General features: G+C 41.7%; 19 protein-coding genes. 12 read left to right on the forward strand and 7 right to left on the reverse strand.

What is annotated here, in order from left to right:
• Nucleotides 1-2 precede the first annotated feature (2 nt).
• Complete coding sequence (locus BDR01S_RS19695; protein ID WP_066259100.1) at nucleotides 3-221, reverse strand: DUF2922 domain-containing protein; 219 nt, start codon at nucleotides 219-221, stop codon at nucleotides 3-5.
• Between the two features lie 40 nt (nucleotides 222-261).
• Entirely contained in the window at nucleotides 262-480 is a 219-nt protein-coding gene (locus tag BDR01S_RS19700; protein WP_066259097.1) for a DUF1659 domain-containing protein, read from the reverse strand.
• Between the two features lie 176 nt (nucleotides 481-656).
• On the opposite strand from BDR01S_RS19700, the gene BDR01S_RS19705 reads away from it, so the two are divergent.
• From BDR01S_RS19705 to BDR01S_RS26320, 11 genes are all read left to right on the forward strand, one after another.
• The gene (locus tag BDR01S_RS19705; protein ID WP_066259095.1) at nucleotides 657-1,127 is read left to right on the forward strand and encodes a hypothetical protein; all 471 of its coding nucleotides are present in this window, start codon (nucleotides 657-659) and stop codon (nucleotides 1,125-1,127) included.
• Between the two features lie 407 nt (nucleotides 1,128-1,534).
• Nucleotides 1,535-2,272, forward strand: a complete 738-nt coding sequence (locus BDR01S_RS19710) for a GntR family transcriptional regulator (RefSeq protein WP_157406216.1) — start codon at nucleotides 1,535-1,537, stop codon at nucleotides 2,270-2,272.
• 66 nt (nucleotides 2,273-2,338) lie between these two features.
• Nucleotides 2,339-3,181, forward strand: a complete 843-nt coding sequence (locus BDR01S_RS19715; RefSeq protein ID WP_066259090.1) for a fructoselysine 6-kinase — start codon at nucleotides 2,339-2,341, stop codon at nucleotides 3,179-3,181.
• A 100-nt stretch (nucleotides 3,182-3,281) separates the two neighbouring features.
• Nucleotides 3,282-4,574, forward strand: coding sequence for an ABC transporter substrate-binding protein (locus tag BDR01S_RS19720; RefSeq protein ID WP_066259087.1), 1,293 nt, complete (start codon nucleotides 3,282-3,284; stop codon nucleotides 4,572-4,574).
• 126 nt (nucleotides 4,575-4,700) lie between these two features.
• Complete coding sequence (locus BDR01S_RS19725) at nucleotides 4,701-5,588, forward strand: carbohydrate ABC transporter permease (RefSeq protein WP_066259085.1); 888 nt, start codon at nucleotides 4,701-4,703, stop codon at nucleotides 5,586-5,588.
• A 4-nt stretch (nucleotides 5,589-5,592) separates the two neighbouring features.
• A complete protein-coding gene (locus BDR01S_RS19730) occupies nucleotides 5,593-6,492 on the forward strand; it encodes a carbohydrate ABC transporter permease (RefSeq protein ID WP_082797511.1) in 900 nt (299 codons plus the stop codon).
• Between the two features lie 8 nt (nucleotides 6,493-6,500).
• Nucleotides 6,501-6,770, forward strand: coding sequence for a hypothetical protein (locus tag BDR01S_RS19735; protein ID WP_066259083.1), 270 nt, complete (start codon nucleotides 6,501-6,503; stop codon nucleotides 6,768-6,770).
• 13 nt (nucleotides 6,771-6,783) lie between these two features.
• Nucleotides 6,784-7,749, forward strand: a complete 966-nt coding sequence (locus BDR01S_RS19740; protein WP_066259080.1) for an SIS domain-containing protein — start codon at nucleotides 6,784-6,786, stop codon at nucleotides 7,747-7,749.
• A 93-nt stretch (nucleotides 7,750-7,842) separates the two neighbouring features.
• Nucleotides 7,843-8,856, forward strand: coding sequence for an SIS domain-containing protein (locus tag BDR01S_RS19745; RefSeq protein WP_066259078.1), 1,014 nt, complete (start codon nucleotides 7,843-7,845; stop codon nucleotides 8,854-8,856).
• Nucleotides 8,857-8,868: 12 nt separating this feature from the next.
• The gene (locus tag BDR01S_RS19750) at nucleotides 8,869-9,882 is read left to right on the forward strand and encodes an SIS domain-containing protein (protein ID WP_066259075.1); all 1,014 of its coding nucleotides are present in this window, start codon (nucleotides 8,869-8,871) and stop codon (nucleotides 9,880-9,882) included.
• Between the two features lie 185 nt (nucleotides 9,883-10,067).
• Nucleotides 10,068-11,027, forward strand: coding sequence for a L,D-transpeptidase family protein (locus BDR01S_RS26320; protein ID WP_235846617.1), 960 nt, complete (start codon nucleotides 10,068-10,070; stop codon nucleotides 11,025-11,027).
• Nucleotides 11,028-11,184: 157 nt separating this feature from the next.
• Here BDR01S_RS26320 and BDR01S_RS19760 read toward each other — a convergent pair whose 3' ends face one another.
• From BDR01S_RS19760 to BDR01S_RS19780, 5 genes are all read right to left on the reverse strand, one after another.
• On the reverse strand, nucleotides 11,185-12,681 hold the full coding sequence (locus BDR01S_RS19760; protein ID WP_066259073.1) for an N-acetylmuramoyl-L-alanine amidase: 1,497 nt from the start codon (nucleotides 12,679-12,681) through the stop codon (nucleotides 11,185-11,187).
• A 263-nt stretch (nucleotides 12,682-12,944) separates the two neighbouring features.
• Nucleotides 12,945-13,763 carry an N-acetylmuramoyl-L-alanine amidase gene (locus BDR01S_RS19765; protein WP_066259069.1) on the reverse strand — a complete coding sequence of 273 codons (819 nt, stop codon included), beginning with the start codon at nucleotides 13,761-13,763 and terminating at the stop codon, nucleotides 12,945-12,947.
• 468 nt (nucleotides 13,764-14,231) lie between these two features.
• Nucleotides 14,232-14,375, reverse strand: coding sequence for a YvrJ family protein (locus tag BDR01S_RS19770; protein WP_066259065.1), 144 nt, complete (start codon nucleotides 14,373-14,375; stop codon nucleotides 14,232-14,234).
• Nucleotides 14,376-14,433: 58 nt separating this feature from the next.
• Complete coding sequence (locus BDR01S_RS19775; protein ID WP_066259063.1) at nucleotides 14,434-14,652, reverse strand: DUF2922 domain-containing protein; 219 nt, start codon at nucleotides 14,650-14,652, stop codon at nucleotides 14,434-14,436.
• A gap of 39 nt (nucleotides 14,653-14,691) precedes the next feature.
• Nucleotides 14,692-14,910: a DUF1659 domain-containing protein gene (locus tag BDR01S_RS19780; protein WP_066259061.1), complete on the reverse strand. Its 219-nt coding sequence runs from the start codon at nucleotides 14,908-14,910 to the stop codon at nucleotides 14,692-14,694.
• A 137-nt stretch (nucleotides 14,911-15,047) separates the two neighbouring features.
• Between BDR01S_RS19780 and BDR01S_RS19785 the strand changes: the two genes are divergently transcribed.
• The gene (locus BDR01S_RS19785) at nucleotides 15,048-15,239 is read left to right on the forward strand and encodes a hypothetical protein (protein ID WP_066259059.1); all 192 of its coding nucleotides are present in this window, start codon (nucleotides 15,048-15,050) and stop codon (nucleotides 15,237-15,239) included.
• Nucleotides 15,240-15,417: the final 178 nt, after the last annotated feature.

A 15,417-nucleotide genomic window follows, 5' to 3' on the forward strand; every position in this document is an offset into this window, starting at 1 on the left:
ATTTAGACAAGTTCATAATCCGTTACGCTGCGGTCGACGACTCTTGCACCTTTTGCAGAAATAAACTTGCCGCTCCCCGATGTGAAAATATCGGATGCGATAATTTGTGTCATCGATAGCTTGACCACCTCTTCATCGATGGGATCCTTCGGATTGTCGACAGAGATGCGAGCAGTCTTCCCAAGTTCGGTCCCAAATTGTAATTCTAATGTTTGTGCCAATGTAGTTCACCTCCTTCCCTAGCCTCAGTCTATAATCCTATTATGCTAAAATTTCCGCGCTGTCATTTCGTTCGACCTTTTTCAGCGTATCATTACACAAAACAGAAATTGCTTTTGCCGCTTGAAATAACTGGTCTGTCGTCGCTTCCTTTTTAACATTACTAAACGTTTTGGCGCGTAGGATGAGATCGCCATTATCATCCATGCCTGCCTCATACACTAAGCGAAGTTTCGTCCCTTCTAAAAGTGATTGTGCCATTGTCCCTCACCTCCTTTCACCTCTTATATAGAAGAAAGTCGGCAAAAAGGACAGGGTGGAGGAAAATATATTTTTTAAACGCTGAGGTTTTACTCATTCAAACCAATTCAAAATACTATTTGGACATGGTAAAACATATTCTTAGATATAATGATTTGAACGCAGAGGGGATAACCATGGCTAATAAATCTCGTCCTTCCAGAGGGATGATTACTCTCATGATCTTGATTGTTGGTATCTTAACGATTTTCCTATCATTGAAGTTTGCTTTCTTTTCTCCGAGCATTCAGGCAATGGAAAGGGTCGATGAATTTTATAAGTATGAAGCTGACGGTGATTTCGCGCATTCCTGGGATTTATTTCATTCTGCTATGAAGGGAAAATTCACCAAGGGGAACTACATCCAGGACCGTGCCCATGTGTTTATGAACCATTTTGGAGTGGAAACCTTCACCTATACCATTGGGAAGGCAGAAGAAATAAAGAAGTGGAAGATGTCTAAAACAGGACCATTACTGAAGAATGTTTACAAGGTGTCTGTCACTCAGAACTATAAAGGTAAATACGGAAATTTTGATCTTATTCAAGAGGTGTTTATTGCGAAAGAAAAGGGTGAGTGGAGAGTTCTGTGGGATTATAATCAGTAAGCCTATTAAGAGAGGATGATTTCATTTCATGCTCTCTTTTTCCGCTCACAGAGAACACCCATTTTTACAAAATTTGTAGATATTTGTTTAGTAGATAGTATATTGACAAGGAGTAAGATTTGAATTAAATTAAAGTTAATTAAGTATTCTGACAAAGTAGATACTTTTAAGGTTGTTCAGTTACTGACAAAATATCTTCATTCTTCAAATCTCCTTCGCTCAAATCACCTTAGAATTCTTTATTTTGTAAGCGCTTTTAAGAGGTTGCACCCTATTTTTTACTTCCAGAAATAATCACGTTCGTTTGCTACCAATGGTATATACCATAAGGAGAACAAGAATTTACAAATGAGGTAAAAATATTATATCCCTTGTATTGAATATCTGAATATATAGGAGAAATAGAGATGAGTAGAATGATCAGTGAGGCAGAGGATGTTCCTTTTTACAAACAATTAAAGAATAAGATACTTGATGATATTGAGAGCGGTAAACTTAAGCACGGTGATAAGCTTCCGTCGGAACGGGAATTGGCTGAGCAGTTTCAAATCAGCCGGATGACCGCAAGACATACCTTGTCAATCCTGGAAAGGGAAGGTGTGGTGGAACGGCGTGTAGGTTCGGGAACCTTTATTAACATTAATAAAATCCAAATGGACTTTGTCACGTTTAATAGTTTTACCAAAAACATGCTGAGCAAAGGATTAATACCGAGCACACAGATTCTGTCGATTCGTAAAATGGAATCAACGCCTAATTTAGCTCAAAAGCTAAAGCTGGCCTCAGGAGAAATGATGATTGCTATTCAGCGGCTTCGGCTTGTTAATGAGACTCCAATCTCGATTGAAGAATCATTCCTGCCAGAGAAGCTTTGTCCGCGGCTCGATGAAATTATTACAGACAATGATTCCTTGTATGAAATTTTAGAAAGAGAGTACGGGATCGTCCTTATCATGGCAAAGGAATTTATGCAGGTGACGGTATCCGATGAAAGTGAGAGCAAGCTGTTAAAAATACGTTCAGAGAGTCCATGTATATTTCAAGAAGCAGTTGCTTTTGATAGCAATGAAAAGGAAATTGAATTTTCGACTTCGTTAACGAGAAGTGACATCGTCAAGTTTTATTCTGAATTAAAGCTGAAATGATGATAAAAAACATTTCAACTTTGTTTAAATGGTATATACCATTAGTGATGCTAGGAGGTTTTTTTCATGAAGGTAATCGGTGTTGGCGACAATGTGGTGGATAAATATGTTTATAAGAAAACGATGTACCCAGGTGGAAATGCGTTAAATTTTAGTGTCTATGCCAAGCAGTTAGGGATTGAAGCTGCATACCTTGGTGTGTTCGGTAATGATCGGGCAGCTCGGCATGTTATTGCCACCTTAAAAAGCCTGGATGTGGATATTTCCCATTGCCGGCAGCATGAAGGGGAGAACGGCTTTGCCGCGGTTGATTTAGTGGATGGTGACCGGGTATTCATCGGTGGGAATGGGGGCGGTGTTCAAGTTGCTCATCCGATCGTCCTCAGTGAAGAAGACGTGGAATATATTAAAAGCTTTGATATTGCTCATAGTAGCATCTACAGTGATATGGATTCAGAGTTACATAAGTTAAAAGAATCAGGAATCCTAGTATCCTATGATTTTTCAAGTGATTATAACGATGAATTGCTTGAGAAGAATTGCCAGTATATTGATATTAGCTTACTGTCGTGCGGGCAATTGACCGATAGGGAAGTAGAGAATCTATTGAAACGTATCTATTCCTATGGGAGTAAATTAGTGTTGGGTACAATGGGGTCACGCGGCTCGATTATCTATGACGGCCAATTCTTTTACCGCCAGGAGCCTCATTTTGTTCAGCCGGTCGATACGCTAGGTGCGGGGGATTCCTTTTTTACAGCTTTTATTTTACATTATCTCTCTGGAAAAAGGAAAAACCCTGATAGTCAGAATGCCGTCCTTTTAAAAAATAGCATGGAGGAAGGGGCGAAGTTTGCGGCAAAGACCTGTCTAGTTGATGGTGCTTTTGGTCATGGGATTCCCTTTTAATATCATATGGCATTGTAATATTACTTTCGTTGTACGTTTAGGAGGTGAAGGGAGTCCACTTTGTTTTGGTTGACGTAAAAAAATAAGGAGGGTTAATGAAATGAGAAGGAAGATCAACGTTTTATTAGCAGTACTATTGGCGTTCGCACTCGTCTTGACGGGATGTTCTAGTTCTTCTTCCAGCGGTGAAGAGTCGGGGAAAGTAGTTTTAAAGTTTTTGCATAAGTGGCCACAGCCAGAATATGCTCCCTATTTTGAAGAAGTGGTTAAGGCTTTTGAAAAAGAAAATCCAGATATCAAGATTAAAATAGAAGCGATTGCAGATGAACCGATTAAAGACAAACTCCGTGTTATCCTAGGTGGTAACGAAGTTCCTGACATTATGTTTTCCTGGTCGGGTGAATTTGCCCGGAAATTCGTTCGTGCCGATGCAGCCTTAGATTTAACTCCTTATTTAAATGAAGATACGGCTTGGAAGGACAGTTTTATTCCAGCATCGCTTCAGCCTTTCACATCCAACGAAAAAAATTATGGGATTCCTCTTCGCTTTAATGGTAAATTCTTTGTCTACAACAAGAAGATTTTTGATAAATATCAACTGCAGGCACCGACAACATGGGATGAATTTATCCAAGTGCTAGACACCTTGAAAAAGGGCGGAGAAACGCCGATTATTCTTGGAAACCAAAGCCCATGGGCAGCGATTCATTACTTAACAGGGTTAAACCAAAAGATGGTCGCACAGGATGTGAGAATGAAAGACTATAATCCTAAATCAGGGGAGTTCACAGATCCTGGCTATGTTAAAGCAATGGAAATGTTGGCTGATTTGAATAAAAAGGGTTATTTTATGAAGAATGTTAACTCTAGTTCCCATGATATGGGACAGCAACTATTTGCGGCCGGTAAGGGAGCAATCTTCTATGTTGAATTAGAAGAGTTCCAAACAATCGAGAATAATATGAAAGGAAACTGGGGCTTCTTCCCAATGCCGTCCATTGCAGATGGTAAGGGCAGCCAAAGTTTCATCACTGGCGCACCGGATGGATTTATCGTTTCTTCGAAAACAAAGCATCCGAAAGAAGCAATCAAATTCTTAAAATTCTTAACTAATAAAGATAACGCCTTGAAGCTAGTCAAACAAATTGGCTGGCCAAGTCCGATTGATGGGGCTACAAATCCAGATACTGCGCTAAAGGAAGTGGCTGAAGGCGTGGACTACATGAAGAAGGCTGAAGGTATGGCTGAATGGCTCGACACAGACGTTCATGCAAAGGTAGCGGATGTATATTTATCCAATATTCAGCTGTTGCTTGATGGATCCAAATCACCGGAAGAAATTATCAAAGAAGTTCAAAAGGTAGCAAAACAGGTACAAAGTGAAGTGGAATAAAGAAAAGCAGAGGCGCCCGTTTAGCGCTTGAATTAGACAAGTTTTAAAATCACTACATGCTTCAGTTTTATAAACGAGAAAGGGTAGGCAGGGCACTGCTTACCCCCTCCTAGGAGGAAGTTGGGGATGACAAAAACATTTCGAAACAGCCGAACCGCCATACTTTTTATTTTGCCAGCACTCCTTTTCATCCTGTTTTTTGTATTTTTGCCGATCGTGTTAAACCTGTATAACAGTTTGTTTCGGTGGAATTCCTTTGACGCGGGAAGAGTTTTTGTTGGCTTGGAATACTATGGCAGGCTTTTTAAGGATCCAATCTTTTTTACCGCACTGAAAAATAATTCGCTATATGCCGTCATTTCGTTAGTGTTTCAGGTTGGTATAGGCTTAATCATTGCCGCCGTTTTAGAAGATAAATTGATTAGAAGGTTCCAGCCCTTTTTCCGAACTGTCTTTTTTATCCCATCTGTTATTTCGATTGCAGTTGTTGGCTTGTTATGGCAGCTTCTCTATAACCCAGAAGTGGGTTTAGTTAACGGTGTCTTAAAGACACTAGGACAATCAGAATGGGCACTATCTTGGCTGGGGGACAGTAAAATTGCGATTTATGCGGTTGTTGCTGTATCACAATGGCAGTACACCGGTTATATGGTGATGTTATTCTTGCTTGCGATGCAAAAAATTCCTTTTGAATATTATGAAGCTGCTATGATTGATGGCGCTTCTAAGATAAAAACGTTCTTATATATTACCTTGCCGCAGATGAAAGAAATGATTCTTGTCGGAACGGTGATTACCGTGATTGGTGCGTTCAAAGTATTTGATGAAGTGTATGTGATGACCAATGGGGGACCAGGTCGTTCAACCGAGGTTTTAGGAACGATGCTGTATCGGGCCGCCTTCCGAAATGATGAAATGGGCTATGCGTCCACGATCGGGACGATTATCTTTGTCGTAACCCTTACTCTATCCTTAATTCAGCTAAAAATAGGCAAATCGGGACAGGAGGTGTAAGGCAATGGCGAATAATAACCCAGTAGTAAAAACGAATGAAATAAAAGAAATCAGGACAGGAAGCTCCAAGCTGTCCTTGAAGGTGAAAAATAGAATTTTTCAAACGGGTGTCCTTATATGGTTTAGTCTCTTTGCATTGGTGATCATTTATCCGATTATTTGGCTCGGCTTGAGTGGACTAAAATCTAATGCTGACTTTTTCTTAAATACTTGGAGGTTGCCGGAGGAATGGCTGTGGAAGAATTACAAGGCTGCATGGGATGCAGGGATTGGCCACTTTTTCCTAAATAGTGTATTCATCACGGTGGTCTCGGTTGTAACGGTGCTGTTGCTGGGGTCAATGGCTGCTTATGGATTGAGCCGCTTCCAGTTTAAGGGACAGAATATTTTATTGGTTATTATCCTAAGCGGGTTGATGCTGGCGCCGCAGGTCAGCTTAATCCCGCTTTACAAATTACTGCAAGCGATTGGACTTTATAATACCTATTGGGCGTTAATTTTACCATATGTGGCTTTTCAACTGCCGTTTTCGATTTTCTTAATGCGCTCCTATTTTCTATCGATTCCGAAAGAACTTGAGGAGTCAGCGATTATTGATGGATGTAATAGTTGGAAGGTATATCGGCATATAATTGTTCCGATGGGCAAACCGATTATTGCCTCGTGTGCATTACTTACTGGGATGAATGTGTGGAATGAATTTATGTTTGCGTTAGTCTTTGTAGAAGATTCTGCCCTAAGGACGATTCCAGTGGGTCTGATGAATTTGCGAAGTCAGTTGAATACCAATTTCGGAATCCAATTGGCTGGATTAGCCATTTCGGCGCTGCCAATGATTATCGCGTATATCGTGTTCCAAAAGCAATTTGTCCGTGGTCTATCGGCAGGAAGTGTAAAAGGATAAGCAAACTTGTGAAAGAGTCAAGTGAGCATGAAATAGGAAAGGAATGGTTCGAGTTCCTAGTTCATGCTCAATCACTCCCGTATCATAAGATTGGTCTAAATGGTATATACCAAATGATGTTTTTCACTGTGGGCAGACTGCTCTACGATGAATTTGGGTCGTTGGTGCTGCTGTATGCATGTATTTTTATTTGTGGATTCGCCTTGATTTGTTTTGGAACATTTCAAAGGCTCCAATATAGCCAAAAAGAAGTTTCAAATGTAAAAGTCAATAAATAGAGGAGGATAAAAAATGTTAACAGACGTAAAAAAGGCTTTGGATGTATTTAAAGAAAGGGACATTGATCGTGTCTATTTCGTAGGATGCGGAGGCTCATCTTCCCTCATGTATGCAAGCAAATACGTATTAGACCGAGAAAGTGAAACGATTGATTCAGACCTGTATAGTTCAAATGAGTTTATACATCGTAACCCACGGAAGCTTAATGAAAAGTCGCTGGTGATTTTGTGCTCTCACTATGGAAAAACACCTGAGACAGTTGAGGCTGCCCGGTTTGCAAGTGGAAAAGGTGCGATTACCGTCTCGTTAACCTTTGATTCCGAATCTCCGCTTGCCCAAGCTTCTGAATATGTCATTGTTTATGAGGATGGGAAAGAAGCAAAGTATGTGAATGAGTCACCGGCTGTGATGTTAGAACTTGTTTTTGGTCTTCTTGCAGCCAAGGAAGGGAATGAAAAGTTATCCGATGTCGTTTCCTCCTTAGAAAATTTAGGTCAAATATTAGTCCAGGAGAAAGCAAGGTATTTAAAACAGGCAAAGGAATTTGCCCAATCCTATAAAGATGAAAAAGTGATTTACACGATGGCGAGCGGCGCCAATTATGGAATTGCCTATTGGTTCGCGATTTGCCTACTGATGGAAATGCAATGGATTCATTCCCATGCCCTCCATGCCGGGGAATATTTCCACGGACCGTTTGAAGTCTTGGATAAAGACGTGCCAGTGATTCAACTATTAGGTTTAGACGAGACGCGTCCATTAGAAGAACGCTCATTGGAATTCACTCAAAGATATGGAGAAAGGGTAGTCGTCCTTGATGCAAAGGATTTTGACCTAACAGGCATAGCCGAAGGTGTCAAAGGCTACATTGCCCCACTCGTCCTGCAAACCATCCTGCGCCAGTACGCAGAAGAACTAGCAGCAGCCCGCAGCCATCCACTAAGCACGAGAAGATATATGTGGAAAGTACCTTACTAAAAGAGGTGTCAAGAGTGGTGTCAGGCACCAATCCAACTGTGTTTTTATAAATGATAGTCTCAACAATTTTAATGAATTTGGAGGTAGTTTAAGATGTTGAAATTTGATGCGAATTTATTTTTGCAATTGGTTGGGAAAGAGGCACTAGCGAAGAGAGAGGAAATTGAGAAGATTGTTGATGGAATTTCGGCTAAAGGATTTAAAAACATTTTCTTGATCGGTTCCGGTGGAACAATTGCGATGATGTATCCATATGAGTATATTTTTAAGTCCAATTCCACGCTGGAGGTACATGCGGAGATTGCGGCTGAGCTCCTTGTAATGAATAATCGCCACTTGACCAAGGATTCTGTTTGTATTTTTGCTTCTGTTACGGGAACGACAAAAGAAACAGTAGCCGCTGCTGAGTTCTGCAAGAGCAAAGGGGCAACAACCATTGGACTAGTAGCTGAACAGGGCACCCCATTGGCTAAGGCAGTTGATTATTGCATCTCCACTGGTCATGAGAAGCATTCGTTTGATACATTCTTTATTCACATGCAGCTGCTTACGTTCCGCTTTATTTATAACAATGATGAATTCAAGCAATATGATCAGTTTGCCAAAGAAATTGCCCACTTACCACAAGGGATTGTCGATGCGTTAGAGCAGTTCGACTCCCAAGCGGAGCAATTTGCAATTAAGCACAAGAATACCGATTACCACATGCTGGTTGGGGCCGGGAACCTTTGGGGGAATACCTATTCCTACGCCATGTGTATCTTAGAGGAAATGCAATGGATTAAGTCGAAATCCATTCACGCCGCTGAGTTCTTCCACGGCACGCTTGAACTGGTGGAGGAGGATACAAGTGTGATTTTATTCAAAGGTGAGGATGAAACTCGTCCATTGGTGGAACGTGTGGAACGATTTGCAGAAAATATTACCAAGGAATTGTTCATTTTGGATACAAAGGATTACCGTTTGGATGGAATTAGTGAGGAATTCAGAAAGCACTTTGCTGTCTGCCTAAACTGGGCACTAACTGGCCGAATCAGTGTATACCTTGAACGTGAAAGAGATCATCCGTTAGAAATACGCAGATATTACCGTAAAATGGCTTATTAGGAGGTGGCGTGGGTGTTTAACTTTGATGTAGAAAGATATTTATCGATCCAAAATGGTGCCTTATCCCTTAAGGATGAACTCGACCAGGTGATTGATTCATTGATAGAGAACGAATTGGAAAATGTATTCTTTGTCGGAACGGGCGGCGCAGCCATCCTTATGCGCCCGGCGGAATATATTTTAAAAACACATTCCACCTTACCCGTTTTTACAGAAATCTCATCCGAATTGATGTTGATGGGCCATCAGCACTTGGGTGAGCATTCATTGGTTATTTTGCCTTCTTTGTCTGGTACAACGAAAGAAACAGTGGAGGCGGCCGTGTTTTGTAAGGAAAAAGGTGCGACAACGATAAGCTTAGTGGGTCATGCTGCAACACCGTTAGCGAATGGAACCGATTATACCTTTGTCAATTATGCGGCTGATGATACCTCCTGTGAATCGTTCTATATCCAGTCATATATGCTAGCGTTCCGATTAATGTATAAGCGAAATGAATTTCCCTGCTATCAACAATTTGTTGAGGAAATGAGACATCTGCCAACTGCCCTCCTAAAAGTAAAGGAAAAGGTGGAGCTGCGTGCGGCGGAGTTTGCCCGCAAACATAAGGAAACGCCTTACCATATCCTCTCAGGGACAGGTATCGATTGGGGTCAAACCTATTATTATGGCATGTGTATTTTAGAGGAAATGCAATGGATTAAAACACGGCCGGTTCATACATCCGATTTTTTCCATGGTACATTGGAATTAGTAGAGGGGGATACGAGCATTATCCTCTTAAAAGGTGAGGACCGAACCCGTCCGCTTGCGGAAAGAGTCGAGCGTTTTGCTGAACATTACTCGAAGGAATTAACTGTTTTTGATACGAAGGATTATCGATTAGCAGGCATTTCTGAGGGGTTGAGAAGTCTTATTTCTCCGATTGTTTTTGCAGCCTTGCTGGAGAGGGTCAGCTGCCACTTGGAAGAGGAAAGAAAGCATCCGCTGACAACCAGAAGATATTATAAAAAAATCCCATTTTGATAGAATTATCGGCTTGTGTGGAGCCCTCACTTCTTTTGTGAGGGCTCTTCTTATTTCGTACATATCCTAATTAAAAAGTGTCGCCTTTTCTATTTCAGAAAATCATCATTATCCCTGTGGAAATGGTAAAATATATTTATATCTTTAATATTCTAGTAATTAGAGAAGGAGAAGCTGTTTAGGTGATGGGAATAATAAAAAGACTAAGAATTATCGGTACAATGCTTATCGTTATTTCATTATGGATGGGAAGCTGGCAAGAAGCTTCTGCGGCAGGTGACCCGTGTACAGCGGTAAAGGCAGGGACTAAGGTTATCTGGGGGAAAGAAGTACTCAATCCTTATCAAGTTGCCAGGTTAACTTTTTTGAAAAAAACAAGTCTTTATAAACTAGATGGGAGTAAGAAAATCACGATCAGAACCGCAAGTGCAGGCGAGCAGCTTCCAGTTTACGCGATTCAATCTACCCAAATCGATTTAGGAAATGGGCTGTTTGTTAAAAGCGACAAGAATGTAAAACTAGAAAAAGCGAGTAGCAGACTGCGCCAATTAGCGACCTGTGTTCATGAAAAGAATCTAGATAAAGCTGCTGGGCAGATGATCGTTGTAAAGGCTTTGACCGGTGATAAAACTAAAGCTACAGTGCAAAGGTATGAAAAGAAAAAGGGGAAATGGGTTAAAGTGTCGACCCCAATGCAAGCGATTGTCGGCAAAAAAGGAGTCGGGAAAACCAAAGAAGGGGACAGCCTTACACCTAAAGGGACATACTTGATCGGGACATCGTTTGGATGGGGAACCAAGCCCGCTGGGGTGGGGTATCCATTTCGGACAGCCACGAAGTACGATTATTGGGTCGACTACTCCCAATCTAAAGACTACAACAAATGGGTCAATTATACCGGCAGCCCCCAGCGCAAATGGAAATCCTATGAACGTCTGACCCATCCGTTATATAAATATGCCGTCGAGATTCGTTATAATGATGCCCCGGTTATTAGCGGTGCGGGAAGTGCTATATTTTTACATATCAAAAAGAAGACCACACGCTATACGTTGGGCTGTGTGGCTATTTCCGAAAAGGACCTCGTGAATGTGATGAAATGGCTAAATCCAAAAACGAAACCCATTATTAAAATCGAGGGATAATTCGATTTGGCAAAGCTAGCCACAGAGAAAAAGACCCCTTTCCTAACATAAAGAGGTCTTTCAATGGGGGAATGGCTGGATCTCAATCATGTTAAAGTGGAGAATAAGGCAATCATTCGGAATGAGTGAGGAGTTTCGTGTAGACTCCTGCGATTCATTATCCAGCATGGATCATTTTTTCATAGAGGTTTAAAATCATTTGCCCGTAGGTTGTACCTGGAACAGCCCATTTTCCGTTTAAAGCGGTCCATGTTGGAGCAGAACCTCTGTCGACAAGTTGAAAGCGGGGATCAACTAATGGATATTGATTGGGTAGTGGTTTAGTTGTGGCATACGCGTACAGGTGCTGAAGCTGGGCAAGGACCCCTTCTTCTTCATTTTTAAAGCTTGCGCCACGCGTCTCTCCTCCAGTTGCTCCAATTCCTGCGTAGTTGTTCTGTCCAGGATTAACGACTCCGGTAAACCGAAAATAGTCTGTTTCGTGGATGGCTTGTGCAAAGGCGACATCCCCTCTAATGCCGTAATATTTCCCGTACGTTTGATAAAATTGACCTAATTCCGGGGCGTTAGGATTGACCTTTTTCACAAATTGATCCATCTGTTCTGGAGATAGGAAGGTCGGTCCTAAAATGGTAAACTGGCCTGGGTTCGCTATGATTGGGGTATCTTTTGGACTGTTGCTTGGTGTAGTATTTGTGCTCGTGCTGGTACTTGTGCTTGAACTCGTGCTTGTGGTGGGTTTTGCCGTCGCTGGATTACTGGTGCTAGTCACAGGTTTTTGGGTGACTGATTTAGTTGTCGTTGTACTAGTCTTTTCAGTAATAATAAATGCATCATCATATCCCGCTTTTTCAATTTCCTTGAGACGTTTTTCTGCATTGGCGTTGGTTGTATAGGATGCGACTTTCACTCGGTACCAAGTGTCCCCCGATATTTTTGTAGAAACGATTGATGATTTAATGCTTTTATTCTTTAATTCTGCGACCCTGTCTTGTGCATTTTCCTTGGATTTATAGGAGCCTACATAAACCGTATAGACTGTTTTTGTCGTGGTTTGAGTTGTTTTGGGTGTGGTCGTTGTTGTTTTCGGTGTTTCCTTCGTTGCTTTGCGTTTCAGATTAAAGGCTTTGGCAATCCCATTGACGTGACCTTGGGCAACTCTTTGCTGCCAGGAAGAATCCTTCATCAGTTCGGCATCATGTTTATTGCTGATAAAGCCGTTTTCCGTTAGGAGTGACGGCATTTTGGTTTCCCTGATTACATGGAAATTCGCCTTTTTTTGTCCGCGGTCCTTCAGTTGATTCACCTTAATAACTTCGCTATGGATGATATCTTGGTATTTTGAAGCTTTACTTGAATCAGTTAACCCGTTGTAAATAAAATCCTCATATCCTTGGGCGGAACTGTCAGCAGAGTTGATGTGAATAGCCAGGAAAAAGTCTGCATTCCAGGCGTTGGCGGCACTTGAGCGCTGGGATAAGCTTTGGGTGGTATCGCTTGTACGACTCATCTTTACTTGAACATTTTCATAATCGTTTAGTATGATCGTTCGTATTTTAAGTGCAATTGCTAAGGTAATATCTTTTTCATTCAGCCCATTCCCTTGGGCGCCGGGATCTACACCACCATGCCCTGGGTCTAAATATAGCTTCATACTTTCCCCTCCATTTCTTTTAAAATACGCTCAAATATATCTTATGTTAAATCCAGTCCAGTGGACTCTATCAGAATCACTAAACAAGGAAAACCCTCCCAAAGCCCCCCTTTTGTTCATTAATAGGAGGTTCTTGGGTGAGGGTTGTCCTTTTGGGGCGGACGAGTGTACATGAGTGGTGCCTGACACCATAAGTTGACACCATAATTGGCGTCATAACTAAAACCATAACTGCCACCATGAAATTCACTTAGAATACTTGCTTAATCTGCAACAAGGAAGGCGTCTTTGATACCGGCTTTTTTTACTTCGGTTAAGCGGTCTTCGGCATTTTCTCGGCTGGAGAAGGCTCCTGCTTGGACTCGGTACCATGTTTCTCCAGAGATTTTTGTGGTATCAACGAATGATTCGATGCCTTTCGATTTAAGTTGGTCTACTCGCTCATCGGCATTTTCTTTCGATTTGAAGGAACCGGCAATAACTTTGAAAAGAGTTCCGGAATCTGGATTATCAGGTTTCGGGGGCTCAATTGGCTTACGTTTGAGGCCAAAGGCTTTGGCAATACCATTGACGTGACCTTGTGCTACTTTTTGTATCCATGATGATTGTTTCATTAATGCGGCGTCATGGTCATTACTGATAAAGCCATTTTCCGATAAGAGTGCTGGCATTTCTGATTCACGTAACACATGGAAGTTCGCCTTTTTCTGGCCGCGCTCTTGCAGTTGATTTACTTTCATAACTTCGGCATGGATAATATCTTGGTATTGGGCTGCTTTTGAACTGTTAGATAAGCCATTGTAAATATAGTCCTCGTACCCAAGTGCTGAGCTTGGGCCGGAATTGATGTGAATGGCCAAGAAAAAATCTGCCCCCCAAGCATTCGCCTCACTGGAACGCTGACTTAAGCTTATTGTTGTATCGCTGCTCCGACTCATTTTTACATTAATGTTCTCATAATCATTTTGTAAAATGGACCGTATTTTTAGCGCGATAGCTAATGTTACATCTTTTTCATCCAATCCATGACCTTGAGCCCCAGGGTCTTGTCCGCCATGGCCTGGATCTAAATAAAGCTTCATTTTATCCACTCCATTTCTAAAAATTGATTATATATACATATTATGTGACTGTGGACAAACATGTGCAGATACTTGTCTCGGTATATTGATGGTTAAGGGGATGGATGTCACCAACGGTAAAGTTTCTTTGTTACCGAGAGGGCTGATGAATGGTTGTCTGGGTAACAAAGAGAGTCTCTAAATGACCGAACTCTCATCGTCAGCGAACTTTGGGTAAGAAAGAGAGCCTTTAAGTGACCGAGCCCTCATCGCAAGCGCTCATTGGGTAAGAAAGAGAGCCTTTAAATGACCGAACCCTCATCGCAAGCGCTCATTGGGTAAGAAAGAGAGCCTTTAAATGACCGAGCCCTCATCCGCAGCGAGCTTTGGGTAAGAAAGAGAGCCTTCAAATGACCCAACCCCCATCGTAAGCGAGCTTTGGGTAACAAAGAACCCCCCTCGCCACTTCGGCCAGGGGTTGTCCTGCAATTATACCCGTTCCTTCATCCGGTCGGGGAGATTCTGAATCGAGGTGACGACCATATCTAGCTTTGATTCAATCCGGTAAAGCAGATAAAGAGTTACTACGATCGGGAATCCAACCTCGCTGATGATCGGAATCAATTGTTCCACACTGTTCACCTCCTTTTTAAAAAAAGGCCGTCCCTAAGGGGAATCGGCCTCTTCGTTATTAAACTAGTTCATAGTCCGTCACATTACGGTCAATGACGCGTGCCCCTTTAGCAACAACAAGCTTCCCACTTGCTGTTGTAAAAATATCAGCAGCAATAATTTGCGTCATCGATTGCTTGATGACGGCCTCATCAATCGGTTCTTTTGGATTTTCGACTGATAAACTGGCGGTCTTGCCCATCTCCGTCCCAAATTGCAATTCTAAGATTTTTGCCATAGATCTCACCTCCCATCGCTTGACTATTTTGCAATATCATTACGCTAAAATTTCTGTGCTGTCATTTCGTTCCACTTTGTTCAGCATGTCCTTGCACAGAACAGTAATCGCTTGCGATGCTTGAAATAACTGTTCAACCGTTGCTTCTTTTTTAACATTGCTAAACGTTTTTGCTCTTAGGATGGGTGCACCCTTTTCATCCACGCCCACCTCAAAGACCAAACGAAGCTTTGTTCCTTCTAGTAATGCTTGTGCCATGATCAACCACCTCCTTTCACCCTTTATATAGAAAAAAGTCAGCAAAAAGGACATGGTAAAAGAAAATAATTTAAATAAAGTTGATTAATGCTATACTTGGGGAACGGCTTTGGTTTCTGAAAGGAGTTAACAATCTAATGAAGTATTTGAAATCACAAATGCAGCAGTTAATTAAGGAAAATAAAGAATTGCATACGCGCTTAAAAGAGTTGAAGGTAGAACACGGACTCGAGAAAAACACGGCCCTAAAGGCTTTATACCATTCAGAAGTTGCGGATGGCGGGAAGTATATGACAGCGTACCAAGCACTTGACCTTCCTAAAAAATAGGTGATAAAAAAGAGTGTCAGGCACCCGGTGCCTGACACTCTTTTTGAATCATTACATTTTTGGTCAAGTAGCTCTACGTTACCTGAATCTTAACTTCCTCAAGGTTACGGTAACGTAAAAGAGGATCCGCACCTATCTGTTGGAGACGGTAGGTTAATCACCCGAGCTAATAAATAGA

Source organism: Neobacillus drentensis NBRC 102427, from assembly GCF_001591445.1.
Taxonomy (GTDB): domain Bacteria; phylum Bacillota; class Bacilli; order Bacillales; family Cytobacillaceae; genus Neobacillus; species Neobacillus drentensis.

What these genes read in the sequence shown, in the direction of transcription:
- BDR01S_RS19785 (WP_066259059.1), top strand. Translation starts at nt 15,048, where the DNA reads ATGAAGTATTTGAAATCACAAATGCAGCAGTTAATTAAGGAAAATAAA.
- BDR01S_RS19720 (WP_066259087.1), top strand. Translation starts at nt 3,282, where the DNA reads ATGAGAAGGAAGATCAACGTTTTATTAGCAGTACTATTGGCGTTCGCA.
- BDR01S_RS19715 (WP_066259090.1), top strand. Translation starts at nt 2,339, where the DNA reads ATGAAGGTAATCGGTGTTGGCGACAATGTGGTGGATAAATATGTTTAT.
- BDR01S_RS26320 (WP_235846617.1), top strand. Translation starts at nt 10,068, where the DNA reads ATGGGAATAATAAAAAGACTAAGAATTATCGGTACAATGCTTATCGTT.
- BDR01S_RS19740 (WP_066259080.1), top strand. Translation starts at nt 6,784, where the DNA reads ATGTTAACAGACGTAAAAAAGGCTTTGGATGTATTTAAAGAAAGGGAC.
- BDR01S_RS19700 (WP_066259097.1), bottom strand. Translation starts at nt 480, where the DNA reads ATGGCACAATCACTTTTAGAAGGGACGAAACTTCGCTTAGTGTATGAG.
- BDR01S_RS19745 (WP_066259078.1), top strand. Translation starts at nt 7,843, where the DNA reads ATGTTGAAATTTGATGCGAATTTATTTTTGCAATTGGTTGGGAAAGAG.
- BDR01S_RS19730 (WP_082797511.1), top strand. Translation starts at nt 5,593, where the DNA reads ATGGCGAATAATAACCCAGTAGTAAAAACGAATGAAATAAAAGAAATC.
- BDR01S_RS19765 (WP_066259069.1), bottom strand. Translation starts at nt 13,763, where the DNA reads ATGAAGCTTTATTTAGATCCAGGCCATGGCGGACAAGACCCTGGGGCT.
- BDR01S_RS19760 (WP_066259073.1), bottom strand. Translation starts at nt 12,681, where the DNA reads ATGAAGCTATATTTAGACCCAGGGCATGGTGGTGTAGATCCCGGCGCC.
- BDR01S_RS19775 (WP_066259063.1), bottom strand. Translation starts at nt 14,652, where the DNA reads ATGGCAAAAATCTTAGAATTGCAATTTGGGACGGAGATGGGCAAGACC.
- BDR01S_RS19725 (WP_066259085.1), top strand. Translation starts at nt 4,701, where the DNA reads ATGACAAAAACATTTCGAAACAGCCGAACCGCCATACTTTTTATTTTG.
- BDR01S_RS19710 (WP_157406216.1), top strand. Translation starts at nt 1,535, where the DNA reads ATGAGTAGAATGATCAGTGAGGCAGAGGATGTTCCTTTTTACAAACAA.
- BDR01S_RS19705 (WP_066259095.1), top strand. Translation starts at nt 657, where the DNA reads ATGGCTAATAAATCTCGTCCTTCCAGAGGGATGATTACTCTCATGATC.
- BDR01S_RS19780 (WP_066259061.1), bottom strand. Translation starts at nt 14,910, where the DNA reads ATGGCACAAGCATTACTAGAAGGAACAAAGCTTCGTTTGGTCTTTGAG.